The following is a 25000-nucleotide window of genomic DNA, read 5'->3' on the forward strand; positions in this document are numbered from 1 at the left end:
CCCCGTGACGCGCTCGATCACCATGCTCATCGCCGGCGGCGCGACCGCCGCCGCCCTGGCCCTGTCCGGTTGCAGTGCCGGTATGCACTCGCAGACCGCCAACCAGGTCGCGGCCGTGCCCGGCGCGGCCGGCGGCACCATCCAGCTGTCACCCGGCGCGGGCACCATCGTGGTGCGCGACGTGATGGTCGCCTACCCCGGCCTGCAGGGCTACAAGGTCGGCGAGGACGCGCCGCTCCAGCTGCGCATCTTCAACAACACCAAGGACACGGTCACGGTCACCGGTCTGACGTCGGCCGCCGCGGGCAGCGTCGAGCTGACCTCGGCCGGTGCCGTCAAGGCCAGCCCGACCGCCGAGCCCTCGGCGTCCGCCTCGGCTGCTGCCTCCGCGTCGGCCAAGCCGTCGGCCTCTGCCTCGGCCGCCGCCTCGGCCGCCGCCTCGGCGTCCGCCTCGCCGAGCCCCAGCCCGGCCGCCCCGGCGGCGGAGAAGATCACCATCGCGCCGTTCAGCTACGTCGAGCTGCTGCCCACCAGCAAGCAGTTCTACGTCCTCAAGGGGCTCAAGGCCGCGCTGGCCAACGGCGCGTCGGTGCCGCTGACGGTCAACGTCTCCAACGGCAAGACCGAGCAGGCCATCGTGATCCCGGCCGTGCCGGTCGCGATCCCGCTGTCGCCGCTGCCGCGCAGCCCGCTGACCCTGCCCGAGGGCGAGGGCGCCGCGGTCGGCGAGGGTCACTGACGGCACGCTCTGTCGCAGCCACCCGGTAGGTTCATCGGCGTGACTGCGCGCAGCACTACGACCAAGACGGCGAAGCCCGCACGCCCTGCGTACGAATGCGACGCGTGCGGGCATCAGCCTCCCAAGTGGGTGGGGCGCTGCCCCGAGTGCGGCGAGTGGGGCTCCGTGGTGGAGTCGTCCCTCGGCCCGGCGCTGGGCGCCATGCGCACCGTCGCTCCCCGTGCCCCGGGTGAGCCCGCCCGCCCCATCGCCACCATCAGCGCCGAACCGGCCCGCGCCGTCGCCACGGGCGTGAGCGAACTCGACCGGGTGCTCGGCGGCGGCCTGGTCCCCGGCGCGGTGGTGCTGCTGGCCGGCGAGCCCGGCGTGGGCAAGTCGACCCTGCTGCTCGACGTGGCCCAGCAGTGGGCCGCCGGTGCGGGCAGCAACTCCCTGATCGTCAGCGGCGAGGAGTCCGTCTCCCAGGTCCGGCTGCGCGCCGAGCGCATGAACACCCTGCACGAGCGGCTCTACCTGGCCGCCGAGACCGACCTCGGCGCGGTGCTGGGGCACGTGGACGCGGTGAAGCCCGGCCTGCTGGTGCTCGACTCGGTGCAGACCATCGCGATGCCGGGCAGCGACGGCGTGCCCGGCGGCGTCACCCAGGTGCGCGCGGTCACCGCGGCGGTCATCGCGGTCGCCAAGGAGCGCAACATCGCCACCGTCCTGGTGGGGCACGTCACCAAGGACGGCAACGTCGCGGGTCCGCGCGTCCTTGAGCACCTGGTCGACGTGGTGCTGCACTTCGAGGGCGACAAGCACTCCTCGCTGCGGCTGGTGCGCGGCCTGAAGAACCGGTTCGGCGCCGCCGACGAGGTCGGCTGCTTCGAGATGACCGAGAGCGGCATCTCGTCCCTGCCCGACCCGTCCGGCCTGTTCCTGACCAGGTATGCCGAGCCCGTCCCCGGCACCTGCGTCACGGTCGCCATGGAGGGCCGCCGCGCCCTGGTCACCGAGGTGCAGGCGCTGATCGGGGCGACCGTGGCCGGTTCGCCCCGGCGCACCGTGTCCGGCCTCGACTCGGCCCGGCTGGCGATGGTGCTGGCGGTGCTGGAGCGGCGCACCGAGCGGATGTCGCTGCACGACAAGGAGGTCTTCGCGGCCACGGTGGGCGGCATTCGGGTGATCGAGCCCGCGGCCGACCTCGCGGTGGCGCTGGCGGTGGCCTCGGCCGGGCTGAACCTGGCACTGGCGCCCCGGCTGGTCGCGATCGGCGAGGTGGGCCTGACCGGCGAGGTGCGCCGGATCGGCACGGTGCCCCGGCGGCTGGCCGAGGCGGCCCGGCTGGGCTTCAAGTACGCGCTAGTGCCGCCCGGCTGCGGGCCCGCCTCGACGGGGGTGGCGGCGCCGGGCATCCGGGTGGAGGAAGTGTCCGATCTGCGTACGGCACTGCATTGGGCTGCCCGGATGTCCGCTGAGTGACGGCGGCGCCACGGGGCGCCAAGCGTTCGCGCAGGACCCCACTAGACTGTGCCCGTGCCGATCGATCGCGACAACACCTGGAACGCCGCCGCCGTCGGCGGTGATCCATTGCGCGCCACCCTGGCACGGGTCGCTCCCGGCACGCCGCTGCGCGACAGCCTGGAGCGCATCCTGCGGGGCCGCACCGGAGCTCTCATCGTCCTCGGGTACGACAAGGTCGTGGAGACCGTGTGCACCGGCGGGTTCCCGCTCGACGTCGAGTTCTCCGCGACGCGCCTGCGCGAGCTGTGCAAGATGGACGGGGCGGTCGTGCTGTCGGCCGACGGCGCCCGCATCCTGCGCGCCGCCGTCCACCTGATGCCGGACGCGTCCATCCCGACCGAGGAGTCGGGCACGCGCCACCGCACCGCCGAGCGGGTCTCCAAGCAGACCGGCTACCCGGTCATCTCGGTCAGCCAGTCCATGCACATCATCGGGGTGTACGTCGCGGGTCAGCGGCACGCGCTGGACGACTCCGGCCAGATACTGTCCCGGGCCAACCAGGCCCTGGCCACGCTGGAGCGGTACAAGCTGCGCCTGGACGAGGTCAGCGGCACCCTGTCCGCGCTGGAGATCGAGGACCTGGTCACCGTGCGCGACGCGCTGGCGGTCGTGCAGCGGCTGGAGATGGTCCGCCGCATCTCCGACGAGATCGCCGGATACGTGGTCGAGCTGGGCACCGACGGCCGCCTGCTGTCGCTCCAGCTCGACGAGATGATGGCCGGGGTCGACGCCGACCGGACCCTGGTCATCCGCGACTACCTGCCGCAGGCGCGCAAGGCCCGTACCGTCGACGAGGCCCTGGTCGAGCTGGACATGCTCTCGCCCAGCGAGCTGATCGACCTGGTGTCGGTGGCCAAGGCGATGGGCTACCCGGCGACCACCGAGGCGCTGGACGCCGCGGTCAGCCCGCGCGGGTTCCGGCTGCTGGCCCGGGTGCCGCGGCTGCCCGGGGCGATCGTGGACCGGCTGGTCGACCACTTCGGCAGCCTCCAGCGGCTGCTGGGCGCGACCGTGGAGGACCTGCAGGCCGTGGACGGTGTCGGCGATGCCCGCGCCCGCGGCGTACGCGAGGGGCTGTCCCGGCTGGCCGAGACCTCGATCCTGGAACGCTACGTCTGAGCTGCCGCGCGACCCGGCAGCACCCTCAGGTCAGTTTCAGGGTGACCGCGTGGCCGATCGCGGTGCCGACCCGGCCGAACAGCTGGTAGTCGCCGGCGTCGGGGACCGGGCCGTCCGGGGTGCGCTTCATGGTCTTGGCGCAGGCGGAGCTCGCGTGCCCGTTCCAGATCACCGTGTAGGCGCGCTCGTGGCCAGGCGGGAACTGGCGCACCTCGTGGCCGCGCGGGCCGCCGCAGTCGTCGGAGGACCAGACCTTGGTCGTGCCGTCGACGATACGCAGCTCTTGCAGGTCGGCGCCGACGTCGCGGGCACAGGTGCGCTTGCCGACGTTCTTGATCAGCAGGGTGATGTAGAGCTCGGCGCCGCGCTTGATCGCGTTCTGCGCGGGCTTGGCGGTCACCTTGATCTCGGTGTCGGTGCACTCGCCCGGGTCGGCGGCCGACGACGGCTCCGGGCTGGGCGACACGTCCGAGGCGGGCACGATGGTGCTGTCGCTGGGGCTGGGCGACGGCTCCGGGCTCGGCTCCGCGGCGTCGGTCGGCTCCGGCGAGGAGGTCGCGGCGGTGTTCGTCTTCGCGCCGTCGCTGCTGGTGCCGCGCACGACCAGCGAGATCATGAGCACGGCGAGAAGCACCGCGCCGAGCACCATGGCTCGGCGACGCCAATAGACGGCGGCGGGCAGCGGACCCACTATCAGTCTCATGATGTGCTCACGCTAGCGCCCTCGATCACGACACGCCCTGCGCGACACGCCTGGCCACATCACAGATAGGTTTTGCGCTGGTAGATCGCGTGCGCGCCACTCACCTTGTCCAAAAACAGCAGTCCGTTGCAGTGGTCGATCTCGTGCTGCAGCGCCCGCGCCTCGAAGGCGTCGGTGGTGACGGTGACCTTGCGGCCGGTGCCCGGCAGCTCGCCGGTGACCACGATCCGCCCGGCGCGTTTGACGTCGCCGGTCAGGTCCGGCACGGACATGCAGCCCTCCCGGCCCGGCCGCCACCGGCTCGCCTCCACGACCACGGCGTTGGCCAGCACGAAGATGCCGTGCGTGGTGACCGTCTTCGGATGCTCGGTGACGTCGACGGCGAACAGCTGCGCGCTCACGCCGACCTGCGGCGCGGCCAGTCCGACGCAGCCCGGCGAGACCCGCATGGTGGCGACCAGGTCGGCCGCCAGCGCGACGATGTCCGGCGCGGTCGGGTCGACCGCCGGCCCGGGGCGGCTGAGCACGTGCGCCGGGGCGGTGACCACGGGCAGCACCCGGCCCTCACCCAGGCAGGCCAGGTCCCAGCCCTCGATGACGGCGCTGACGCGCTCGCTCTGCTCGCTCATAAGACGTCCGCCCCGGCCGGGCGGAGGCTGACCTCGACCCCGAGCTCGTCGGCGACCTGCGCCAGCTGCTCGGTCAGCGGGCCCGGCACGCCCTCGGGCAGGTCCACCTCGGCCACCAGCAGGTAGAGCGGGCCGACCAGGCGGGTGGACAGGTCGGTGACGTTGCCGCCCGCGTTCGCGACGACCCGGGTCACCGCGGCGACGATGCCGAGCCGGTCGGCGCCGTGGACGCTGAGCAGGTACGGCAGGCCGCCGTTGGCCGCGGACTCGTCCGGCCCGACGCCTCTGACCGTGACCAGCAGCTGGCCGTCGGCGGACAGGTGGCTCAGCGCGGCCTCGACCTGCTCGGCCGGGGCGGACGCGGTGCAGATCAGGGTCATCGCGAAGTGCCCGCGCAGCCGGGTCATCGTCGAGTCGGTCAGGTTGGCCCCGAGCCCGGCCAGCGCCTCGGCGACGTCGGCGACGATCCCGGTCCGGTCCGGCCCGATCACGGTGACGGCCAGCTCGGCACTGCCAGGGGCGCTCATGCCGCCGCCCCGCTCCGCGAGCAGGCGCGCTGAGGCACCGGATTTCCCTGCAACATGATTCGCTCGCTCTGCTCGCTCATGGGCAGATTGTGCCGCAGTAGGGTGTGCGTCATGTCCGAAGTCGCCGCGCTGACCACAGCTTGGTACGACGCCAACGCGCGCGATCTGCCGTGGCGGGTGCCCGGCGTCGGCGCCTGGCCCATCCTGGTGAGCGAGGTCATGCTCCAGCAGACGCCGGTGGTGCGGGTGCTGCCGGTGTGGCACGAGTGGACGGCGCGCTGGCCCGCCCCGGCCGATCTGGCCGCCGACGAGGTCGGCGAGGCGATCCGCGCCTGGGGGCGGCTGGGCTACCCGCGCCGGGCGATGCGGCTGCACGCCTGTGCCGTGGCGCTGGTGCAGCGGCACGGCGGGGTCGTGCCGCGGCGGCTGGACCAGATGCTCGCCCTGCCCGGGGTCGGCGACTACACCGCGCGGGCGGTGCTGGCTTTCGCGTACGGGCAGCGCCATCCGGTGGTCGACACCAACGTGCGCCGGGTCGCCGCGCGGGCGGTCACCGGCGCGGCCGACGCGGGAGCCGCCACCACTCCGGCCGACCTGGCGCTGGTGGAGACGCTGCTGCCGCCAGATCCGGCGACCGCGGCGCGGGCCAGCGCGGCGCTGATGGAGCTGGGGGCGGTGCTGTGCACGGCCCGTACGCCCCGCTGCGGCGACTGCCCGCTGCACGCCGCGTGCAAGTGGCGGCTGACCGGCCTGCCGCTGCCGGAAGGCCCCTCACGCAAGCCGCAGCGCTACGCGGGCACCGACCGCCAGGTGCGCGGGCTGCTGCTGGCCGTGCTGCGCGGCAGCGACGGCGCGGTGCCCCGGCAGGACCTCGACGCGGTATGGCCCGACGCCACGCAGCGTGAACGTGCCCTGGCCAGCCTGCTCGCCGACGGCCTGGTGGTGCGGCAGCGCGAGCGCTTCGCCCTGCCCGCCGGTCCGGTCGACTCCCCTATCTGACGAGATCCCGCCACCTGCGGGGGGTTGTTTCTCGGCGCCGCCTGGATAGAGTCCGGGCGTGGCATCCACCCCCTCTCGCCGCGTCCTTGCCGTGTGCTCCCTGCTGGCTGTGCTCTCGCTGAACGCCTGTGACAAGTCGGATCCCCCGGTCTTCTCGGCCCCGGCCTCGCCCATCGTCAGCCCCTCCGCGTCCGGCAGCCCCGCGCCGGACCCGTCGGCCAGCCCGTCGTCGGTGCCGGTCGGTGACCTGGTGCCCAAGTCGCTGGAGTGGTATCTGGCCCGGGTGCCGGACTTCCCGGACGCACCCGAACCGCAGCGCGTGCACGTGCCGGAGAGCACGTCGTCGGTGTTCTGGTTCCGGGTGCCGACCGACCAGAAGGTCGCGTTCATCACGATCGACGACGGGGCGCTGTCGCGCCCGGCGATGGTGCCCGAGTTCATCCGGCAGGCGCACATCCCGGTCACGCTGTTCCTGAACTCGCCCGCCGCGTCGAGGTACACCGACTACTTCAAGGCGATCGAGGCGGCCGGCGGGGTGGTGGAGAACCACACGATCAGCCACGACTCGCTCAAGGGCAAGTCGTACGACTTCCAGCGGCACGAGATCTGCGGGGCCGCCGACAAGCTGGAGGACCTGTTCGGCAAGCGCCCGACGCTGTTCCGCCCGCCGTACGGCAACCGCGACGCCACGACGCTGCGCGCCGCGCGCGACTGCGGCATGAAGGCGTCGTTCTACTGGACCCAGACCGTCGACAAGGGCGTCGTGCGCTACCAGAGCGCCCAGCACGTGGTGAAGCCCGGCGACGTGCTGCTCATGCACTTCCGCCCGGCGCTGATGGACGACCTGGTGGCGGCCCTGCGGGCGATCTACCGGTCCGGCCTGACCCCGGCTCTGCTGGAGGACTACGTCGTCTTCGACTGACCGGTCCCGGATACGGAAGAGGGGCACCGCTCGCGCGGTGCCCCTCTTCTCGTTGCCGTGTGTCAGGCGGCTGCGGCCGGCTCGGCCGGAGCCTCCGGCGCCTCGGCGGCGACGGCGCGCTGCGAGGCCGTGAAGGTCAGCTTCGCGGTCTCCACCTGCTCCGGGTCGCCCTCGCAGTCGACCAGCACGTGCTGGCCCGGCTTGAGCTCCTGGAACAGGATGCGCTCGCTGAGCGTGTCCTCCAGCTCGCGCTGGATGGTCCGGCGCAGCGGCCGGGCACCCAGGACCGGGTCGAAGCCCTTCTTCGCCAGGTAGCGCTTGGCGTTGTCGGTCAGCTCCAGGCCCATGTCCTTGTTGCGCAGCTGGACCTCGATCCGCTTGATCATGATGTCGACGATCGAGAGGATCTCCGCCTCGCCCAGCTGGTGGAACACGATGGTGTCGTCGATACGGTTCAGGAACTCCGGGCGGAAGTGCTGCTTCAGCTCGTCGTTGACCTTGACCTTCATCCGCTCGTAGTTCGACTCGGCGTCCTCGGACTTCTGGAAGCCCAGCGACACGGCCTTGGCCACGTCACGGGTGCCCAGGTTGGTGGTCAGGATGATCACCGTGTTCTTGAAGTCCACGATGCGGCCCTGGCCGTCGGTCAGGCGACCGTCCTCCAGGATCTGCAGCAGCGTGTTGAACACGTCCGGGTGGGCCTTCTCGATCTCGTCGAAGAGCACCACGGAGAACGGCCGGCGGCGCACCTTCTCGGTGAGCTGACCGCCCTCGTCGTAGCCGACGTACCCGGGCGGGGCACCGACGAGGCGGGACACCGTGTACCGGTCGTGGAACTCGGACATGTCGAGCTGGATCAGCGCGTCCTCGCTGCCGAACAGGAACTCCGCCAGCGCCTTGGACAGCTCGGTCTTACCGATGCCCGAAGGACCGGCGAAGATGAACGAGCCCGAGGGGCGCTTGGGGTCCTTCAGACCGGCCCGCGTACGGCGGATCGCCTTGGAGACGGCCTTGACCGCGTCGATCTGGCCGATGACCCGCTTGTGCAGCTCATCCTCCATACGCAGCAGGCGGGAGGTCTCCTCCTCGGTCAGCTTGTACACCGGGATGCCGGTCCAGTTGGCCAGGACCTCGGCGATCTGCTCGTCGTCGACCTCGCTGACGACGTCCAGGTCACCGGCCTTCCACTGCTTCTCCCGCTCGCCCTTCTGGCCCAGGAGCTGCTTCTCCTTGTCGCGCAGCTGCGCGGCACGCTCGAAGTCCTGCGCGTCGATCGCGGACTCCTTGTCGCGGCGCACCTGGGCGATCTTCTCGTCGAAGTCGCGCAGGTCCGGCGGCGCGGTCATCCGGCGGATGCGCATCCGGGCACCGGCCTCGTCGATCAGGTCGATCGCCTTGTCCGGCAGGAAGCGGTCGGAGATGTACCGGTCGGCCAGGTTCGCCGCCGCGACCAGGGCCGCGTCGGTGATGGTGACCCGGTGGTGCGCCTCGTACCGGTCGCGCAGGCCCTTGAGCATCTCGATGGTGTGGGCCACCGAGGGCTCGCCGACCTGGATCGGCTGGAAGCGCCGCTCCAGCGCCGCGTCCTTCTCCAGGTGCTTGCGGTATTCGTCGAGCGTGGTCGCGCCGATGGTCTGCAGCTCGCCGCGGGCCAGCATCGGCTTGAGGATGCTGGCGGCGTCGATCGCGCCCTCGGCGGCGCCCGCGCCGACCAGGGTGTGGATCTCGTCGATGAAGAGGATGATGTCGCCGCGGGTGCGGATCTCCTTGAGCACCTTCTTCAGGCGCTCCTCGAAGTCACCGCGGTAGCGCGAACCGGCCACCAGGGCACCCAGGTCGAGGGTGTAGAGCTGCTTGTCCTTCAGCGTCTCCGGCACCTCGCCCTTGACGATCTTCTGGGCCAGGCCCTCGACGACCGTCGTCTTGCCCACGCCGGGCTCGCCGATCAGCACCGGGTTGTTCTTGGTGCGGCGGGACAGCACCTGCATGACCCGCTCGATCTCCTTCTCCCGGCCGATCACGGGGTCGAGCTTGCCCTCCCGTGCCGACTGGGTCAGGTTGCGGCCGAACTGGTCCAGCACGAGGCTGGTGGACGGGGCCGCCTCGCCGGTGGCGGTGCCGGCGGCAGCCGGCTCCTTGCCGCCCTGGTAGCCCGAGAGCAGCTGGATCACCTGCTGGCGCACGCGGTTGAGGTCGGCGCCGAGCTTCACCAGCACCTGGGCCGCGACACCCTCACCCTCGCGGATCAGACCGAGCAGGATGTGCTCGGTGCCGATGTAGTTGTGGCCGAGCTGCAGCGCCTCGCGCAGCGACAGCTCCAGCACCTTCTTGGCCCGCGGCGTGAACGGGATGTGCCCGCTCGGCGCCTGCTGGCCCTGGCCGATGATCTCCTCTACCTGCTGGCGCACACCTTCGAGCGAGATGCCGAGACTCTCCAGCGCCTTCGCCGCGACGCCCTCACCCTCGTGGATGAGGCCGAGCAGGATGTGCTCCGTGCCGATGTAGTTGTGGTTGAGCATCCGGGCCTCTTCTTGGGCCAGGACGACCACCCGACGCGCCCGGTCGGTGAACCGCTCGAACATTCCCGCTCCTCACCTACGCCTCAGTTCCTCGGACCTCCACCTCTGGAGGTGCGGGGCGGCGAAGCTGTTTCACTCACTCTAACGCCAGACCCCGACGCTGTCGGCCCACCGAAAACGGTCGCCCGGTCACCGTTGGGTAACCGTAACGTCGCTTACCGTCGGTCGAAATTCGGATATTCGCGGGCAAACTGCCCGCGAATCCTCGGTCAGGAAAGGCATCTGAGCCAACGATGCCCGCCCTCGGGCTGTTCCGCATCCACGGGCGCTACGCGCACAGCGAAATATCCGGATCGGGTGCCGGACCCCCCGGCGACCGTGCCGGGGGCAGACAGCACGAAGCGGTACAACACGAAAGGTCCTCGGAAACTTCCGTGCTGTACCGCTCAGTCAGTCCGGACGGTGCTGGAAACCCCCAGGTCGTCCCGGGTCCGCACCGGCGCGGGTCAGCGCAGGCCCGCCGCGTAGTACGCCTCGATCACCTTGGCGGGGACGCGGCCCCGGTCGTTGACCTCCTTGCCCTGCCCCTTCGCCCACTCGCGCACGCGCTGGTTGAAGGCGCGCTGCTCGGCGGCGGTCGGCGCCTTCGCCTTGGCGGCGACGGCCGGGCCCCGGCGGCTCGACTCCTTGCGCGCGGCGGCCACGAACGGCGCCAGCGCCAGCGCCAGCTTGTCGTGGTTCCCCGGGCCCAGGTCGATCTCGTAGTTGTTGCCCTCGAACCCGAACTTCACGCTGCGGACGTCACCCTCAGAACCATCGAGGTCGTCTGCCAGCACCACAATCTCGCGCCTGGCCATGCTCGGCTTCCTTTCTCGTCGCCCCTGGCCTCCCCGTCCCAGTCGAGGCGCCGAATTCAACTATGGGGAACGCCGACAGGATAGCTTGGACAACGCGCGCGAATCAATTCTGCGGCACCATTGTCGCGCCACCGACGAAATGCGATCGGCACCATCCCGGCGGTCGCGCGGGACAAAGCCGAAGGCCCGCGCCCCTGACATGGGGAAATGGAATGCCCTGTCAATTGGCCGCGCTCCCGACCGCCAAGCCCCACCGCCGAGCCGAGCGCCCGCACAGCGCCCCGCGCACGCCCACATTCTGAACAGCGGGACACGGCCTAAACATCGCGCGGATGCTTCCGGCGACGTTTCCGCAAAAGCTCCGTGACAGCGGGTGAGCCGGTCGGCCACCGGGCCCGTGCGCCGCCGCCGCGCAGACCAGGCCGACCGCGAGGCTGCCACATAAGCAGCACCGGACGCCATTATCAGGCCTCCGGCAATGGGCGGCGCGGTGCCGAGACCGGCCGGTACCGAGGCGCGAACGCCGGGCGCGAGTCGGCACGAGCAGGGCACCGCCAGTGCGTACGCTCTGCGTGCCGGACGCGGTGGACGGCCGCCGACTCCCGGGCACGATTCGACGCACTCGATTGCATTACTGCGGGCAGTCGTCCAATCGCGGTGCGCAGTGATCCGCGCCCGCCTATCCGCCGCCGCCGCCCGGTCGGGCACATCGCCATCCGCGGCGCTACAGTGTTCGACCAAGATCGCTTGAATCGGGGGTACGACATGGAACGACTCGAACAGCATCGCCTTTCCTTCGGGGCCGCCGCGCAGACCTATGCCCGCGCACGGCCCACTTATCCCCGCGCGGCGCTGGCATGGGCGCTGGGCGACACGCCGCGGCGCGTGGTCGACCTCGGGGCCGGCACCGGCCAGCTCACCCGGGTCGCGCTGGCCGCCGGGCACGAGGTGACGGCGGTCGAGCCCGATCCGGACATGCGGGCCGAGTTCACCCGCACGACCCCGGGCGCGGCGTGCCTGGCCGGGTCGGCCGAGGCGATCCCGCTGCCCGACGGCGGTGCCGACGCGGTGGTGGCCGGCACCGCCTTCCACTGGTTCGACCCGGCCACGGCGTACCCGGAGATCGCGCGGGTGCTGCGGCCCGGCGGCGTGCTGGCGCCCATGTGGAACGACCGCGATACCACGCTGGACTGGACGAGGCGCCTGGACGAGCTCATCAAGACGGCGCCCTTCCACCGCGCGGCCCTGGACTCGTTCGCCGTCAGCCCGCGGTTCAGCTTCGCCCAGCGGGCCGAGTTCCGGCACAGCGTGCGGCAGACCCCGCAGGGGCTGCTCAACCTGGTCAGCTCACGCTCGTGGTACCTGACCGCGGCGCCCGACGAGCAGCAGCGGCTGCTGGCCGAGGTGCGCGAGCTGTGCGCCACGCATCCCGAGCTCGCCGGGCGGGACGAGTTCGAGCTGCCGTACACGACGGTGGTCTACCGCATGCACCGGCTGCCCTAGACGTTGCGCTCGTAGACCATGCGCAGGCCGATGAGGGTGATCATCGGCTCGTGGTGGGTGATGGTGCGGCACTCGCCGATCACCACGGGCGCCAGCCCGCCGGTGCCGATCACCGCCGTCACCCCGCCCAGCTCCTCGATCATGCGGTTGACCACGCCGTCGACCTGCCCGGCGAAGCCGAACACCACGCCCGACTGAAGGCACTCGACCGTGTTCTTGCCGATCACCCGCGCGGGCTTGACCAGCTCGACCTTGCGCAGCTGCGCCGCGCGGGCCGCCAGCGCCTCGACCGAGATCTCGATCCCGGGTGCCAGCACCCCGCCGAGGAACTCGCCCCGGGCGCTGATCGCGTCGAAGTTGGTGGAGGTGCCGAAGTCGACCACGATCGCCGGGCCGCCGTACAGGGTGTGCGCGGCCAGGGTGTTGACGACGCGGTCGGCGCCGACCTCCTTCGGGTTGTCGATGGCCAGCTGCACGCCGGTCTTGACCCCGGGCTCGACGATCACCGCGGGCACGCCCGGGTAGTACCGGCCGAGCATGGTGCGCAGCGAGCGCAGCGCCGCCGGGACGGTCGAGCAGGCGGCCACGCCGCTGATCTCCACGTTGTCGCCGGCGAGCAGTCCGCGGAACATCAGGCCCAGCTCGTCGGCGGTGTTGCGGGCATCGGTCTTGACCCGCCACGAGTGGACGATCTTGTCGCCCTCGAACGTGGCCAGCACCGTGTTGGTGTTACCGATGTCGATGCAGAGCAGCATGTGCCGTCACTTCCGCGGTCGGAGGTCCAAGGCGATGTCCACGATAGGGGACGAGTGGGTCAGCGCCCCCACCGACAGATAGTCGACCCCGGTGGCGGCGTACTCGGCGGCGACCGCGAGGGTGAGGCCGCCGGTGGCCTCCAGTTCGGCCCGGTCGCCGACCGCCGCGACGACCTCGCGCAGCAGCTGCGGGGACATGTTGTCGCAGAGCAGGAACCCGGCCCCGGCGTCGACCGCCTCCCGCGCCTCGGCCAGCGTGGTGACCTCGACCTGCACCAGCACGTCCGGGAACGTCGCGCGGACCAGCTCGTACGCGGCGGTGATGGAGCCCGCGGCGAGCTTGTGGTTGTCCTTGATCATGGCCACGTCGTAGAGGCCCATGCGCTTGTTGGTGCCGCCCGCGGCGCGCACCGCGTACTTCTCCAGCGGGCGCAGCCCCGGGGTGGTCTTGCGGGTGTCCAGCACCAGCGCCTTCGTCCCGGCCAGCTGCTCGACCCAGCGGCGGGTGTGGGTGGCCACGCCCGACATGCGGCACAGCAGGTTCAGCGCGGTCCGCTCGGCCGACAGCAGCGTGCGGGTCGGGCCCGTGACGGTGGCGAGCACGTCGCCCCGGGCCACGGTGTCGCCGTCGGCGGCGTGCACGGTCACCTCGGCACCCGGCCCGGCCAGCTCGAAGACCAGCTCGGCCACGGCCAGCCCGGCGACCACGCCCGCCTCGCGCGCGATCAGCTCGGCGGTGTCGACCTGGTCGGCCGGGATCGTCGCCACGCTGGTGACGTCGAGCCCCTGCGGGCCGAGGTCCTCGCGCAGCGCGTTCTCGACGATCCGCCGCACCTCGTCGGGGTCCAGGCCCGCCTTGTCCAGGCGCTGCCGCGTCGACTCCTTCACGCCATCTCCTCCCACTTCGCCGTGAGCCTGCCCGCGGCGTCCGGCTGCGGGAACAGGTGCCCGCGCCAGGCCGCGCTCGCCTCCGGATGATCCTCGCGCCAGTGGCAGCCGCGCGTCTCGGCGCGCAGCGAGGCCGCGGCGACCAGCGCCGAGGCCACCGTCAGCAGGTTCGCGAACTCCCACCCGGCGGTGCGGCCCGGCAGCGGCGGCACGCCGACCTCGGCCAGCACCCGGGCCGCCCCGGCCAGCGTCTCGGCGCTGCGCAGCACGCCCGCACCCCGGGTCATCGCCCGCTGGAGCCGGGCCCGGCGCTCGGCGGTCTCCGCCACGACCAGGTCGGCGGACCCGGTCACCGCGTCGGTCGCGGCCAGGCCGCCGATGACGGCGACCTTGTCGAGCCCTATCGGGCCCTGCGCGGGCAGCTCGCGGGCGATGTCCACCGCGATGCGGCGGGCGAAGACCAGGCCCTCCAGCAGCGAGTTCGAGGCCAGGCGGTTGGCGCCGTGCACGCCGGTGCAGGCGACCTCGCCGCAGGCGTACAGGCCGGGGATGCTGGTGCGGCCGAACAGGTCGGTGCGGACGCCGCCGGAGGCGAAGTGCGCCGCCGGGGCGACCGGGATCAGGTCCCGCGACGGGTCCACCCCGGCCGCCAGGCAGTATGCCGTGATGGTCGGGAACCGGTGGGTGACGTCCTCGACGTGCCGGGCGTCGAGGTAGACGTGGTCGGTGCCGGAGGCCAGCAGTTGGCGGTGGATGCCCTTGGCCACCACGTCGCGCGGCGCCAGCTCGGCCAGCTCGTGCTGCCCGACCATGAACCGCTTGCCGTCCCCGTCGACCAGGTACGCCCCCTCACCGCGCAGCGCCTCGCTGACCAGCGGCTGCTGCGCGGTCTTGTTGCCGGGCAGGAACAATGCGGTGGGGTGGAACTGCACGAACTCCAGGTCGGTCACTGCCGCGCCCGCGCGCAGCGCCAGGGCCACGCCGTCGCCGGTGGACACGACCGGGTTCGTGGTCGAGGCGAAGACCTGGCCCATGCCGCCGGTGGCCAGCACCACCGCGCGGGCCATGACCGCGCCGACGCCGTCCTCGCTGCCCTCCCCGAGCACGTGCAGGGTCACTCCGCAGGCGCGGCCGTCGGCGTCGCGCAGCAGGTCCAGCACGAGCGCGTGCTCGACCAGCCGGATCCACGGGTCGCGGCGCACCGCCTCGTGCAGGGCGCGCTGCACCTCGGCACCGGTGGCGTCGCCGCCCGCGTGCACGATCCGGCGGGCGTGGTGGCCGCCCTCGCGGGTCAGCATCAGCGAGCCGTCGGGGTGGCGGTCGAACTCGGCGCCCATCTTGATCAGCTCGCGCACCCGGGCCGGGCCCTCGGTGACCAGCACGTCCACCGCGTCCACGGCGCACAGGCCGACCCCGGCGATCAGGGTGTCCTCGGCGTGGGCGGCCGGGGTGTCCAGCGGATCGAGCACGGCGGCGATGCCGCCCTGGGCCCACCGGGTGGACCCGTCGTCGATGTTGACTTTGGTGACCACCGTGACGTGCAGACCCGCCTCGCGCAGGTGCAGGGCGGCGGTCAGGCCGGCCACGCCGGACCCGATCACCACCACGTCGGTGGGCTCGGCCCACGACGCCGCCCGCGCGGGCAGCGCCCGGGGCAGCACCGGAAGTTCGACCGGAACGTTCAACGCCTCGCGCACACGCACAGTCAACCGCGCCGCAGCCGCCCATTCACCCCCAACGGCGCGTGACGCCTGACACTCGCCCCCGAAACGGCGCAAAAAGAAGATCGCCGCCCCGGGCCGAACGGCCCGAGACGGCGATCCCAACGATCATGATCACGCGTAGTTGATCGGCAGACCGGAGTTGCCGGTGCCCTTCAGCGAGCGGGTGACCTTCTTCTTGTCCAGCCAGATGTGGCAGCGCACGCCGTGGTCGCCCGCGTCCCAGTCCGCCTCGGACGGCCAGTCCCAGGCGACGCCGGTGCGGTACTTCATGTTGCCGTCGGCCGGCACCTTGACGTACTTGGCGATCACCTTGCGGCACTCGCCCGCGATGGTGTCGTCGGCCTTCGGCAGGCGCGCGTAGGTCATGTTCGCCGGCGCGTTCCAGATGCCCGCGTACTCCGAGTTGTGCGCCTTCTTGCAGTCGATCGCGACCATGCTGCTGCCGTACTGGTAGCAGCCGTACTTCAGCGGCGAGTTCTTGGTGAGCTCGTCCTTGAGCGAGATGCTGCGCAGGCTCGGGTCGCCGTACGACCGGTCCAGGGCGGCGATCTGGCAGAGGTACCAGCGCGAGCCGCTGGTCCAGCTGACCGAGCCCGGCACCGAGACGCCCATCCACAGCATGCCGCCGCGCCAGTCGGCGCCGACGAACGCGGTGGCCTTCTTGTCGCAGTCGCTCCAGGCCGCCTTCAGCGCGGCCGAACCGGCCGCCGGGGCCTTCTCCGCGTTCGCTGCCTCGCCGGTGAACTCGCCGATGCCCACCGTCTCGTAGCTGTGTCCGCGGTCACACTCCACCGGCTCGTACATGCTGCGCGAGAGCGAGTCGTGGAAGGCCTTCATGCACATGTCCGCCTTGGGCTCCCAGCCCTTCGGCTCGGCCATGGCGGGCCAGCCGTTCGTCAGGTTCCCGTCGATGTGCTTGGGCAGCTCCGGCGTACACGCCGAGGCGGCGAGCAGCGTCACCGCACCAAGCAGGATTCCGGCGACAACCCGGCTCATCCCACGTCGCATGGGATGCCCTCCCCCGATCTAGGCCAACGTGAATCGCGAGCATAGTTCATGGGCGCCACTCGCCGCTCCCCACCTGGGGGCCGATCTATTCCATCTGGTCAGGTAGGGATGCCCTTGCCCTTGGTGTCCTTGGCCGAACCCGTCATCTTCTTCTGCTCCAGCCACAGGTAGCAGCGCACGCCCCGGTCGCCGCCGGTCCAGGTCGCGCGGCTGTACGGCCACGAGATGACCCCGTACCGGGTGGTCGCGCTCTGGGCGATGCCGACGTACGCGGCGATCACCTTGCGGCAGTTGTCGTGGAAGTAGTCCCAGTCCTTGTCATTGGCCGGGTAGGCGCGGTTGCGGGCGGCGGCGAACGTGCCGACGTACTCGGCGTTGTGCGACTTGGCGCAGTCGACCTCGTCCATCTTGTCGACGTCGTCGGCGCCGCTCTCGCTGAAGCAGCCGAGCAGCAGCGGCGCGGCCAGGTCGCCGCGCAGGCTCCCCTTGCGCTGCACCCAGTCGGCGTTCTCGGTGACGGTGGTCAGCTCGTTCAGCTCGCACCGGTACCAGCGGGCACCGCCCTGCCAGGCCGCCGTCGAGGGCAGCGTGAGGTCGAGGGTGAGCCGGGCGTCGCGCCACTGGCGTCCCGCGTACGCCGTGGCCCGCTCGTCGCACTCGGCGAACGCGTCGGCCGTCGCGGCCGTGTTCGGCTCCGGCGGGGCGGCCAGCGCGGCGGCGGCGCCGGTCAGCGTGCCGACGTACACCGTCTCGCCGTAGTGGGTCTGGGCGCAGTCCACCGGCTCGTAGGCGGTGGCCCGGCCGGTCTGCTCGTATGTCTTGGGGTGGCAGACCTCGGCCCCGGGCGTGAACACCTGGGCCTGCGGCAGCGCCGACCAGTCGTCGACGAGGTCGCCGTCCGCGCCGGCCATCGTCTGCGTACATCCGGCCAGCGCCGGGGCCAGCAGCGCGCACATGGCGGTGCCGGCCGCGATCCACCGCCTCATCGACATCGCCCCTCCCGAGCCCGGTCCGCCCGGAGCCTAACGGACCGGCGGGCGCCGCAAAACCGGCCGAGGGTGCTAGCGCACCACCGCGTACGGGCTCGGCACCGGGTCGCCGGCCATGCCCGCCACCGCCTCGGCGGGGTCCCCGCCCAGCGAGATGACCCGGTTGGCGGCGTCGACATGCACCACCTTCGGGGTGTACGCCCGCGAGACGGCTTCATCCATCTGGGCGTACGAGATCAGGATGACCAGGTCCCCCGGCTTGACCAGATGCGCCGCCGCGCCGTTGATGCCGATGACGCCGGTGCCCCGCTCGCCGGGGATCACGTACGTCTCCAGCCGGGCGCCGTTGGTGACGTCCACGATCGCCACCTGCTCGCCCGGCAGCAGGTCCGCGGCGTCCATCAGGTCCTCGTCGATCGTCACCGACCCCACGTAGTGCAGGTCGGCCTGGGTCACCACGGCCCGGTGGATCTTCGACTTGAACATGGTGCGCAGGAACATTCAGCTCTCCCGGGGGTGCGGCGCGTCGAGGTGCACCGGCATGTTGTCGATCAACCGGGTCGGGCCGACCCGGGCCGCGACCAGCAGCCGCGCCGGCCCGGCACCCGGGTCCTCGCTCAGGTCGGCGCCGCGCAGCGCCAGGTAGTCCACGTCCAGCCCGGCCAGCTCAGCCCGGGCCGCGGCCAGCACCTCGGGCGCCGAGCGCCGCGCGGCACCGGCGCGCAGCGCGCGCGACAGGGCCAGCGACGCCTCGTGCTGCTCGTCGCTGAGGTAGCGGTTGCGGCTGGACAGGGCCAGGCCGTCGGGCTCGCGGACCGTCGGCACGCCGACGATCTCCACGCCCAGCTCCAGGTCGCGGACCATCGCCCGGATCAGCGTCAGCTGCTGGTAGTCCTTCTCCCCGAAGAACGCCAGGTCGGCGCCGGTGAGCCGGAGCAGCTTGCAGACCACGGTCAGCACGCCCGCGAAGTGGCCGGGGCGCACCGCGCCCTCCAGCACGTCGCCCAGCGGGCCCGGATGCATGGTGACCTCGGGCTGGCCGTACGGGTACATGACCTCCGGCGTCGGCGCGAAGACCACGTCGACGCCCTCGCGCGCGCAGATCTCCAGGTCGGCGTCGAACGTGCGCGGGTAGCGGGAGAAGTCCTCGTTCGGCCCGAACTGGAGCGGGTTGACGAAGATCGTCGCGAGCAGGTGGTCGGCGCTCTTGCGGGCCTCGCGCAGCAGCGTGGCATGCCCCTCGTGCAGGGCGCCCATCGTCATCACCACGGCCACCGAGCCGGTCAGCCCGGCGCGGGCGGCGGCCAGCTCGGCGCGGCTGCCCGCGACCTCGATGCCCTCGTTCACTTCGCGGCCTCTCCGATCTCGGAATACCCGGCCCCCGTGGCCGAGCCGGCGAGCACGCCCAGCAGCGGCTCCGCGTCGCGCGGGCGCAGCCGTCCGCCCGCGATGGCGCGGTCGGCGGTGCGGCGGGCCAGTGCGACGTACGCGGGCAGCGAGTCGGGCGCCGTCTCGCGCATCACCTGTACGTGGCGCGCCACCGTGCCCGCGTCGCCGCGCGACACCGGGCCGGTCAGCGCCGCGTCGCCCATCCGCAGCGCGTTGTCCAGCGCGGCGGTCAGCAGCGGCCCGAGCACCTTGGCCGGGTCGAACACGCCCGCGTCCCGCAGCCGGTCGGCCGCCTCGTTCACGAGCGTCACCAGGTGGTTCGCCCCGTGCGCCAGGCCCGCGTGGTAGAGGGCGCGCTGCTGCTCGCCGATCCACTCGGGGGTGCCGCCGAGGTCGGCCACCAGATCGGCGGCCAGCTCGCGCAGGGTGGCGTCGGGGGCGGTCACGCCGTACGAGATGCCGCGCAGGCGGCGCAGGTCACCGGCGCCGCCGGTGAACGTCATGGCCGGGTGCAGCGCCAGCGGCCGGGCGCCGACCGCGGCGGCCGGGGCCAGCACGGCCAGCCCGTGCGCGCCCGAGGTGTGCGCCACGATCTGGCCGGGGCGCAGCGCGCCGGTGGCGGCCAGCCCGGTCACCACGCCCGCGAGGGCGTCGTCCGGCACGGCCACGAGCAGCAGATCGGTGGCGGCGCGGGCCACCTCGTCGGCGGGAAGATTGCGGGCACCGGGGAGCAGGGTGCCGATGCGGTGCTTGGCCGCGGCGGATACGCCGGAGGCGGCTACGACGTGGTGTCCGGCGGCCCGCAGGGCGGCCGCGAGGACCGCGCCGACCCGGCCGGCGCCGATCACGCCCACGGTGAGCTCACGCGTTGCGCTCATGTTCGATCCAGTCCTCTGCGTCGGGGTACCGGTCGAGGCAAGTATGCGTCCGCGTCCCAGTTGCCCGACAGCAAGTGTGCGAAACCGCACTGACCCCCAGACTTAACAAACCGGGCGTACGGCATGATCGGCTGATGCGGTGGCGCGACGCGATGGCGCAGGCCCTGTACGGGCCGGACGGCTTCTTCGTACGCGAGCGGCCGGCCGACCACTTCCGCACCAGCGCCCACGCCTCCCCGCTGTTCGCGGGCGCGCTGGCCCGGCTGGTCTGCCAGGTCGACGCGGCGCTGGGCGAACCCGCCGCCCTGGACCTCGTCGACGTCGGCGCGGGCCGGGGCGAACTGCTGGAAGCACTGCTGGCGGCGCTGCCCGCGCCCGTCCGCGCCCGGGTCCGGCCGGTGGGCGTGGAGGCCGCGGCACGGACGGGCGCCGGGATCTCCTGGCGTACCGACATCCCGCGCGGCCTGACCGGCGTCCTGCTCGCCACCGAGTGGCTGGACAACGTCCCCCTCGACCTCGCCCGCGACGGCCGCTACCTCGACCCCGGGCTGGAACCCGGCGACCCGCTGTCGCCCGCCGACGCCGCCTGGGCCGCCCGCTGGTGGCCCGCCGGGCCCGACGACGTCGTCGAGATCGGCCGCGCCCGCGACGAGGCCTGGGCCGACGCCGTCGCCGCCGTGTCGGCCGGGCTCGCGCTCACCGTCGACTACGGACACCTGCGCGGCGACCGGCCGTCCCTGCCGACCGCGACCGGCTTCCGCCACGGCCGCGAGGTCCTGCCCGCCTTCGACGGCAGCACCGACATAACCTGCCACGTCGCCGTCGACTCCGCCGCCGACGCCGCCGGGCCGCACGTCCTGCTGCGCCAGCGCGACGCCCTGCACCGCCTCGGCGTCGACGGCCGCCGCCCGCCCCTGTCCCTGGCGGCCACCGACCCCACCGCGTACGTCCGCGCCCTGGCCACCGCCGGCGAGTCCGCCGAGCTGACCACCCCCACCGGCCTAGGCGCCCACTGGTGGCTAGCCCATCCCGTCAACCTCGACCCCGGCGGGTTGCCCTTCCTCACCGACCTGCGGTAAAGACGTCCAAGATCAGTCAAGTTGCCGGGCAATCGGGCGTATCTTGCGCCCGCATACGCCCGATTGCCCGGCAACTTGGCGCGAAGGGCGGGGCGCGGGGCGGAGCTGGCCGACGGGGCCGTCTTCTGCGCCGTAGGCGATTTGAAGCTGCCCTTCCTTAACGGGGTGGGGAGGCCTGGAGCTGGCTTACGATGGCGGCCATGGCGGATGCGGGCGGCACTCGGGAACTGACGGTCGGTGCGGGCGCGGGAGCGCAGCAGCTCGGCACCGACATGGTCCTCAACATCGGGCCGCAGCACCCCTCCACGCACGGCGTGCTGCGGCTCAAGCTGGTGCTCGACGGCGAGAAGGTGCTGTCGGCCGAGCCGGTGGTCGGATACATGCACCGGGGCGCGGAGAAGCTGTTCGAGGTGCGCGACTACCGGCAGATCCTGGTGCTGGCCAACCGGCACGACTGGCTGAGCGCGTTCAGCAACGAGCTGGGCGCGGCGATGGCGGTCGAGCGCCTGATGGGCCTGGAGGTGCCCGAGCGGGCGGTCTGGCTGCGCACCGCGATGGCCGAGCTGAACCGGGTGCTCAACCACCTGATGTTCCTCGGGTCGTACCCGCTGGAGATCGGGGCGATCACGCCGATGTTCTTCGCGTTCCGCGAGCGCGAGGTGCTCCAGGCCGTGATGGAGGAGGCCACGGGCGGGCGCATGCACTACATGTTCAACCGCGTCGGCGGCCTCAAGGAGGAGGTCCCGGCGGGCTGGACCCGGCGCGCCCGGGAGGCCGTCGACCTCGTCGAGTCGCGCATGCCCGCGCTCGACGACCTGATCCGGCGCAACGACATCTTCCTGGCCCGCACGGTCGGGGTCGGCGTGCTGAGCGCCGCCGCCGCCGCCGCGTACGGCGCCTCCGGGCCCGTCGCGCGGGCCAGCGGGCTCGACTTCGACCTGCGCCGCGACGAGCCGTACCTGGCGTACGGCGAGCTGGACGTGCCGGTGGTGACCCGTACGACCGGGGACTGCCACGCGCGCTTCGAGGTGCTGCTGGACCAGGTGTACGCGTCACTGGGGCTCGTCCGCGCCTGCCTGGACCGGGTCGACCGGATCAGCGGGCCGGTGAACGTACGCCTGCCGAAGGTGGTCAAGGCGCCCGAGGGCCACACCTACGCGTGGACCGAGAACCCGCTCGGCGTGAACGGCTACTACCTGGTGTCGCGGGGCGACAAGACGCCGTGGCGGATGAAGCTGCGCACCGCTTCGTACGCCAACGTCCAGGCGCTGTCCACCCTGCTGCCCGGCACCCTCGTCCCCGACCTCATCGCCATCCTCGGCTCGATGTTCTTCGTCGTCGGCGACATCGACAAATGAGAACGGCGCCCGCGGTCGGCGGGCGCCGTTCTCATCTATCGATGATCTCTCAGCGGTAGCGGTCTCGATCCCGGTCGCGGTCCCGGTCGCGTTCGCGTTCGGGGCGGGACTCGTAGTCGGACCAGCGCTCCTCGCGGTCGGAGGCGGACGACAGGGCGCGCGGGTTGTCGCCGCGGCGCTCCTGGTCGCGCCTGGAGAAGCCGCTGCTCGGCTCGTCGGACTGGTCGTCGTCGAAGAAGCTGCTGGGCTTGTCGGCCTCGCGGCGGACGGCGGCCCAGCGGTCCTCGATGCGCAGCTCGGTGCCGCCGGAGCCGTCGCTGCGCAGGTCGGCGCGACGCTCGCCCATGCGCAGCTCGCGGCCGCGGTCGTCGCTGCGGATGCTGGCCCAGCGGTCCCCGGCGCTGAGGTCGGGGCGGCGGTCGTCCTCTTCGTCGGCGTAGCGGCGGCCGCGGCGGTCGTCGTCGCGGTCCTCACGGCCGCTGCGGCGCTCGGCCGCGGCGGGCTCGGCCGCGTCGCGGCGCCGGTCGAGCTGCTCGCGCAGGCGCTGCTCGGTCCAGGACTCCTCGCGATCGCGCTCGCGGTGCCGCTCGGAGCGCGGCCGCTGCACCTCGATGCGGGGCGCCGCGTAGTCGCCGTCGCCGCGGCTGCGGTCGCGATCGCGGTCTCGGTCGTAGCCGCCGTATACGGTGCCGCGCTGGGCGTCCTCGGCGTGCGGGTCGACGATGGTCTGGCGGGTGGTCACCTGGACGGTCTCGGTGTGCCGGACGACGCCGCCGGGCGCCATGCCCTGCCGGCCCCCGCCGGGGCCCGGCTGGTGCGGCGCGGGAGCGGCGTTGGGGCGGGCGGCGGCCGGGGCGGGGGCACCGGCGCGGGCCAGGTCGGCGCGCATCGCCTCCATCTGCGCCCGGGTGGCGTCGAGCTCGTGCCGGGTGGCTTCCAGCTGGTCCACCAGGTACTGGAACTTCTCGCCGAACGCCCGGTGGGTCGCGTGGGCGGCGGTGGCGATGTCGTCGCGCACGTCGGCGCGCAGAGTGTCCACCTCGTCCATCATCATGTCTTCAAGCTCTATGCGTACCGTTTCGGTATCGCGACGCAGAGTGATGGACAGGCCAATCAAGATCACCGATAGGATGATGATCCCGATGGCGGCGCGCAGCGCCATGCTTCCATCGGCTGCGAACAGGAACAACGCTGCGATCGGGGCCAGACCGACGCCGGCCCAGAAGAGCACTGGCAGCAGTCGTCCGCTCCGCTGATCATCTCGCGTTTCGGAATCCGGCATGGTGCTAGAGGCTACCGACAGTTGCCGCCCAGGGGAATGCTCCACGGCCGGTGAATGCGAGAGCCTTTTGCCGGAGGACCTGCGCCGCCCGGTCCGGAACAGCCCCTGGAACCAGGAGAACGACGCCCGTCGCGCCGGTAACCGCCGCACATTCGTCACATCGTCTTAACGATCGGTGACGTGCCGGGAACGGGTTGCCGCGGCCGTGCGCGGCAACCCCCCGAAAGTGTGAGCTCAGCGCAGCGACGACCAGCGGTCGTCGTCGCCCCACTGGTCGGTACGCGGCGGCGCCGGCTGCGCGGGCAGGTTCGCCCAGGTGTCGCCGCTGCCGGTGGACCACGACGCGGTCCCGGGCACACCCACGTCGGACCAGTCGTCGGGGTCGTCGGCGGGCAGCGGGCGCCCGAACGTCTCGACCAGGCGGGTGACCACCAGGCCGACCGCGAGCGCCCCGGCGGCCAGCGCGAACTGCGACATCTTCCAGTCGGCGGCGATCGAATACCACATCACCAGTCCGAGCAGGATCGTGGCGAGCACGGTGCCGAAGACGCCGCCGCGGCGGCCGTACGCGCTGACGCCGCCGATCAGCGCCGCCCCGACCGCCAGCCCGGTCAGTTCGAACCCGAGAGTGGGCAGGACGACCTGCTGCTGGGCGCCGTACAGCGCCGCGAGCAGCACACCGGCGATCGCGGCCAGCACGGTCGAGCCGACGATGCCCAGCGCCGCGATCGTCGCGGCGAGGGCGCCTCGGCGCTCGGCCGGGTCGCCGACGGGCCGGAAGCGGCCGATCCCGCGCCGGATCGAGCGGATCGCGCCGAGCAGGCCGCCGACCAGGCTCAGCGCGGCGAAGGCGCCGAGCAGGTAGTACGCGTGGGGCACCGGGTTGTACTCGCCCGCGACGGTCAGCGCGGTGGTGGGCTGCTTCTGGATCCAGACCACGGCCAGCAGCGCCCCGGCGAGGCTGCCCGCCCAGCCGGGCACCTGGAAGCCGACCACCAGGATCGCGATCGCCACGCCGAGCGCGGCCGCGAGCGCGACCGCCACCCCGGCGGTGGGGACGATCCCGTCGTTGCCGTGCTGGGCGTAGAAGACCGCCGCACCGGCGGCGACCGGGCCGAGCGCGAGGTTGACGGCGCCGACCCGCAGCGTCATGGACGCGCCGAGGGCGAGCATGCCCAGCACCGAGACGAAGACCAGCAGCTCCTTGAACGAGGTGCCGTGCAGGCGGTCCTCATAGCCGCGGAACAGCAGGTATCCGATGGTCACGATGCCGAGCGCGAGCACGCCCTCCCACGCGAAGTGGACGCCGAGCCGGTCCCGGCCGACCGCGCCGTGCGCCGGGTCGTCGAAGACGTCGTCGAGGTTGCCGCCCGCGGCGGGACGGCCGCGGTGGAACCCGGCCTCCCGGCTCGGCACGGCCGCATGCTGCCCGGTGCTGCCGCCCTCGCGGAAGTCCGGCTCCTCCCGGAACCCGGGCTCGTCGCGAAAACGCCGCTGCCCGGTCGTTTCGGTCGCGTCATTGTCGTAGGCCATGACTCGCGCCTCCCGAGTCGGCTCCCCACCGGTCGCGGGGTACGACCGGGTTACCCGACGCACCGTACCGGCTGAAACGTGAATGCGACAGAGTCTT

23 protein-coding genes are annotated in these 25000 nt (G+C 72.4%); 8 read left to right on the forward strand and 15 right to left on the reverse strand.

Annotated elements, in window-relative coordinates; genetic code table 11:
- The first annotated feature begins 4 nt into the window (after positions 1 to 4).
- The 3 genes from Cs7R123_RS18630 to disA are packed head-to-tail and all read left to right on the forward strand — an operon-like array spanning position 5 to position 3361.
- Positions 5 to 739, forward strand: coding sequence for a hypothetical protein (locus Cs7R123_RS18630; RefSeq protein ID WP_212828148.1), 735 nt, complete (start codon positions 5 to 7; stop codon positions 737 to 739).
- Positions 740 to 772: 33 nt separating this feature from the next.
- Positions 773 to 2200, forward strand: a complete 1428-nt coding sequence (gene radA, locus Cs7R123_RS18635) for a DNA repair protein RadA (protein WP_212829257.1) — start codon at positions 773 to 775, stop codon at positions 2198 to 2200.
- Between the two features lie 54 nt (positions 2201 to 2254).
- The gene (disA, locus tag Cs7R123_RS18640) at positions 2255 to 3361 is read left to right on the forward strand and encodes a DNA integrity scanning diadenylate cyclase DisA (protein WP_374706966.1); all 1107 of its coding nucleotides are present in this window, start codon (positions 2255 to 2257) and stop codon (positions 3359 to 3361) included.
- A 25-nt stretch (positions 3362 to 3386) separates the two neighbouring features.
- On the opposite strand, the gene Cs7R123_RS18645 is transcribed toward disA, so the two are convergent.
- The 3 genes from Cs7R123_RS18645 to Cs7R123_RS18655 are packed head-to-tail and all read right to left on the reverse strand — an operon-like array spanning position 3387 to position 5220.
- Positions 3387 to 4064: a hypothetical protein gene (locus Cs7R123_RS18645; protein ID WP_212828151.1), complete on the reverse strand. Its 678-nt coding sequence runs from the start codon at positions 4062 to 4064 to the stop codon at positions 3387 to 3389.
- A 59-nt stretch (positions 4065 to 4123) separates the two neighbouring features.
- The gene (locus Cs7R123_RS18650) at positions 4124 to 4693 is read right to left on the reverse strand and encodes a peptide deformylase (RefSeq protein WP_212828154.1); all 570 of its coding nucleotides are present in this window, start codon (positions 4691 to 4693) and stop codon (positions 4124 to 4126) included.
- Positions 4690 to 5220, reverse strand: coding sequence for a glycine cleavage system protein R (locus tag Cs7R123_RS18655; RefSeq protein WP_212828155.1), 531 nt, complete (start codon positions 5218 to 5220; stop codon positions 4690 to 4692). Before Cs7R123_RS18655 ends, Cs7R123_RS18650 begins: the two co-directional genes overlap by 4 nt.
- Before the next feature lie 111 nt (positions 5221 to 5331).
- Here Cs7R123_RS18655 and Cs7R123_RS18660 point away from each other — a divergent pair, with 111 nt between their 5' ends.
- Positions 5332 to 6219: an A/G-specific adenine glycosylase gene (locus Cs7R123_RS18660; protein WP_212828156.1), complete on the forward strand. Its 888-nt coding sequence runs from the start codon at positions 5332 to 5334 to the stop codon at positions 6217 to 6219.
- A gap of 58 nt (positions 6220 to 6277) precedes the next feature.
- Complete coding sequence (locus Cs7R123_RS18665; protein WP_244871907.1) at positions 6278 to 7141, forward strand: polysaccharide deacetylase family protein; 864 nt, start codon at positions 6278 to 6280, stop codon at positions 7139 to 7141.
- A gap of 62 nt (positions 7142 to 7203) precedes the next feature.
- On the opposite strand, the gene Cs7R123_RS18670 is transcribed toward Cs7R123_RS18665, so the two are convergent.
- Together Cs7R123_RS18670 and Cs7R123_RS18675 are read right to left on the reverse strand one after the other, a co-directional pair.
- A complete protein-coding gene (locus Cs7R123_RS18670) occupies positions 7204 to 9723 on the reverse strand; it encodes an ATP-dependent Clp protease ATP-binding subunit (RefSeq protein WP_212828158.1) in 2520 nt (839 codons plus the stop codon).
- Between the two features lie 443 nt (positions 9724 to 10166).
- Positions 10167 to 10517 (reverse strand): Lsr2 family protein, encoded by a 351-nt coding sequence (locus tag Cs7R123_RS18675; RefSeq protein ID WP_212828159.1) that lies wholly within the window; start codon positions 10515 to 10517, stop codon positions 10167 to 10169.
- A gap of 765 nt (positions 10518 to 11282) precedes the next feature.
- Between Cs7R123_RS18675 and Cs7R123_RS18680 the strand changes: the two genes are divergently transcribed.
- Positions 11283 to 12020, forward strand: a complete 738-nt coding sequence (locus Cs7R123_RS18680) for a class I SAM-dependent methyltransferase (protein ID WP_212828161.1) — start codon at positions 11283 to 11285, stop codon at positions 12018 to 12020.
- Here the strand turns inward: Cs7R123_RS18680 and Cs7R123_RS18685 are convergent.
- The 8 genes from Cs7R123_RS18685 to Cs7R123_RS18720 form a co-directional block, all read right to left on the reverse strand.
- Positions 12017 to 12775 carry a type III pantothenate kinase gene (locus tag Cs7R123_RS18685; RefSeq protein ID WP_212828165.1) on the reverse strand — a complete coding sequence of 253 codons (759 nt, stop codon included), beginning with the start codon at positions 12773 to 12775 and terminating at the stop codon, positions 12017 to 12019. The genes Cs7R123_RS18680 and Cs7R123_RS18685 overlap by 4 nt on opposite strands.
- 6 nt (positions 12776 to 12781) lie before the next feature.
- Positions 12782 to 13663, reverse strand: coding sequence for a carboxylating nicotinate-nucleotide diphosphorylase (nadC, locus tag Cs7R123_RS18690; RefSeq protein ID WP_212828166.1), 882 nt, complete (start codon positions 13661 to 13663; stop codon positions 12782 to 12784).
- The gene (locus Cs7R123_RS18695; RefSeq protein WP_212829259.1) at positions 13660 to 15348 is read right to left on the reverse strand and encodes an L-aspartate oxidase; all 1689 of its coding nucleotides are present in this window, start codon (positions 15346 to 15348) and stop codon (positions 13660 to 13662) included. Before Cs7R123_RS18695 ends, nadC begins: the two co-directional genes overlap by 4 nt.
- Positions 15349 to 15498: 150 nt before the next feature.
- Positions 15499 to 16395, reverse strand: a complete 897-nt coding sequence (locus Cs7R123_RS18700; RefSeq protein ID WP_212828168.1) for a septum formation family protein — start codon at positions 16393 to 16395, stop codon at positions 15499 to 15501.
- Between the two features lie 98 nt (positions 16396 to 16493).
- Positions 16494 to 17387 (reverse strand): septum formation family protein, encoded by an 894-nt coding sequence (locus Cs7R123_RS18705; RefSeq protein ID WP_212828169.1) that lies wholly within the window; start codon positions 17385 to 17387, stop codon positions 16494 to 16496.
- A gap of 69 nt (positions 17388 to 17456) precedes the next feature.
- Complete coding sequence (gene panD, locus Cs7R123_RS18710) at positions 17457 to 17885, reverse strand: aspartate 1-decarboxylase (protein WP_212828175.1); 429 nt, start codon at positions 17883 to 17885, stop codon at positions 17457 to 17459.
- Positions 17886 to 18731 carry a pantoate--beta-alanine ligase gene (panC, locus tag Cs7R123_RS18715; protein ID WP_244871908.1) on the reverse strand — a complete coding sequence of 282 codons (846 nt, stop codon included), beginning with the start codon at positions 18729 to 18731 and terminating at the stop codon, positions 17886 to 17888.
- Positions 18728 to 19651, reverse strand: a complete 924-nt coding sequence (locus Cs7R123_RS18720) for a Rossmann-like and DUF2520 domain-containing protein (protein ID WP_212828176.1) — start codon at positions 19649 to 19651, stop codon at positions 18728 to 18730. The genes panC and Cs7R123_RS18720 overlap by 4 nt, the downstream gene beginning before the upstream one ends.
- Positions 19652 to 19785: 134 nt before the next feature.
- Here Cs7R123_RS18720 and Cs7R123_RS18725 point away from each other — a divergent pair, with 134 nt between their 5' ends.
- Positions 19786 to 20730 (forward strand): SAM-dependent methyltransferase, encoded by a 945-nt coding sequence (locus tag Cs7R123_RS18725; protein WP_212828177.1) that lies wholly within the window; start codon positions 19786 to 19788, stop codon positions 20728 to 20730.
- A 200-nt stretch (positions 20731 to 20930) separates the two neighbouring features.
- Positions 20931 to 22088 carry an NADH-quinone oxidoreductase subunit D gene (locus tag Cs7R123_RS18730; protein WP_212828178.1) on the forward strand — a complete coding sequence of 386 codons (1158 nt, stop codon included), beginning with the start codon at positions 20931 to 20933 and terminating at the stop codon, positions 22086 to 22088.
- Between the two features lie 49 nt (positions 22089 to 22137).
- Here the strand turns inward: Cs7R123_RS18730 and Cs7R123_RS18735 are convergent, their stop codons facing one another.
- Entirely contained in the window at positions 22138 to 23142 is a 1005-nt protein-coding gene (locus Cs7R123_RS18735) for a hypothetical protein (RefSeq protein WP_212828179.1), read from the reverse strand.
- Between the two features lie 462 nt (positions 23143 to 23604).
- A complete protein-coding gene (locus Cs7R123_RS18740) occupies positions 23605 to 24903 on the reverse strand; it encodes an ABC transporter permease (RefSeq protein WP_212828181.1) in 1299 nt (432 codons plus the stop codon).
- Positions 24904 to 25000 lie beyond the last annotated feature (97 nt).

The sequence above is a fragment of the Catellatospora sp. TT07R-123 genome, assembly GCF_018327705.1.
Classification (GTDB): domain Bacteria; phylum Actinomycetota; class Actinomycetes; order Mycobacteriales; family Micromonosporaceae; genus Catellatospora.

Bases quoted from the DNA above. Each gene is read 5' to 3' on its own strand.
- Cs7R123_RS18645 (WP_212828151.1), bottom strand. From the start codon at position 4,064: ATGAGACTGATAGTGGGTCCGCTGCCCGCCGCCGTCTATTGGCGTCGC.
- Cs7R123_RS18650 (WP_212828154.1), bottom strand. From the start codon at position 4,693: ATGAGCGAGCAGAGCGAGCGCGTCAGCGCCGTCATCGAGGGCTGGGAC.
- Cs7R123_RS18655 (WP_212828155.1), bottom strand. From the start codon at position 5,220: ATGAGCGCCCCTGGCAGTGCCGAGCTGGCCGTCACCGTGATCGGGCCG.
- Cs7R123_RS18660 (WP_212828156.1), top strand. From the start codon at position 5,332: ATGTCCGAAGTCGCCGCGCTGACCACAGCTTGGTACGACGCCAACGCG.
- Cs7R123_RS18670 (WP_212828158.1), bottom strand. From the start codon at position 9,723: ATGTTCGAGCGGTTCACCGACCGGGCGCGTCGGGTGGTCGTCCTGGCC.
- Cs7R123_RS18675 (WP_212828159.1), bottom strand. From the start codon at position 10,517: ATGGCCAGGCGCGAGATTGTGGTGCTGGCAGACGACCTCGATGGTTCT.
- Cs7R123_RS18680 (WP_212828161.1), top strand. From the start codon at position 11,283: ATGGAACGACTCGAACAGCATCGCCTTTCCTTCGGGGCCGCCGCGCAG.
- Cs7R123_RS18685 (WP_212828165.1), bottom strand. From the start codon at position 12,775: ATGCTGCTCTGCATCGACATCGGTAACACCAACACGGTGCTGGCCACG.
- Cs7R123_RS18700 (WP_212828168.1), bottom strand. From the start codon at position 16,395: ATGCGACGTGGGATGAGCCGGGTTGTCGCCGGAATCCTGCTTGGTGCG.
- Cs7R123_RS18705 (WP_212828169.1), bottom strand. From the start codon at position 17,387: ATGTCGATGAGGCGGTGGATCGCGGCCGGCACCGCCATGTGCGCGCTG.
- panD (WP_212828175.1), bottom strand. From the start codon at position 17,885: ATGTTCCTGCGCACCATGTTCAAGTCGAAGATCCACCGGGCCGTGGTG.
- Cs7R123_RS18720 (WP_212828176.1), bottom strand. From the start codon at position 19,651: ATGAGCGCAACGCGTGAGCTCACCGTGGGCGTGATCGGCGCCGGCCGG.
- Cs7R123_RS18725 (WP_212828177.1), top strand. From the start codon at position 19,786: ATGCGGTGGCGCGACGCGATGGCGCAGGCCCTGTACGGGCCGGACGGC.
- Cs7R123_RS18730 (WP_212828178.1), top strand. From the start codon at position 20,931: ATGGCGGATGCGGGCGGCACTCGGGAACTGACGGTCGGTGCGGGCGCG.
- Cs7R123_RS18735 (WP_212828179.1), bottom strand. From the start codon at position 23,142: ATGATGATGGACGAGGTGGACACTCTGCGCGCCGACGTGCGCGACGAC.
- Cs7R123_RS18740 (WP_212828181.1), bottom strand. From the start codon at position 24,903: ATGGCCTACGACAATGACGCGACCGAAACGACCGGGCAGCGGCGTTTT.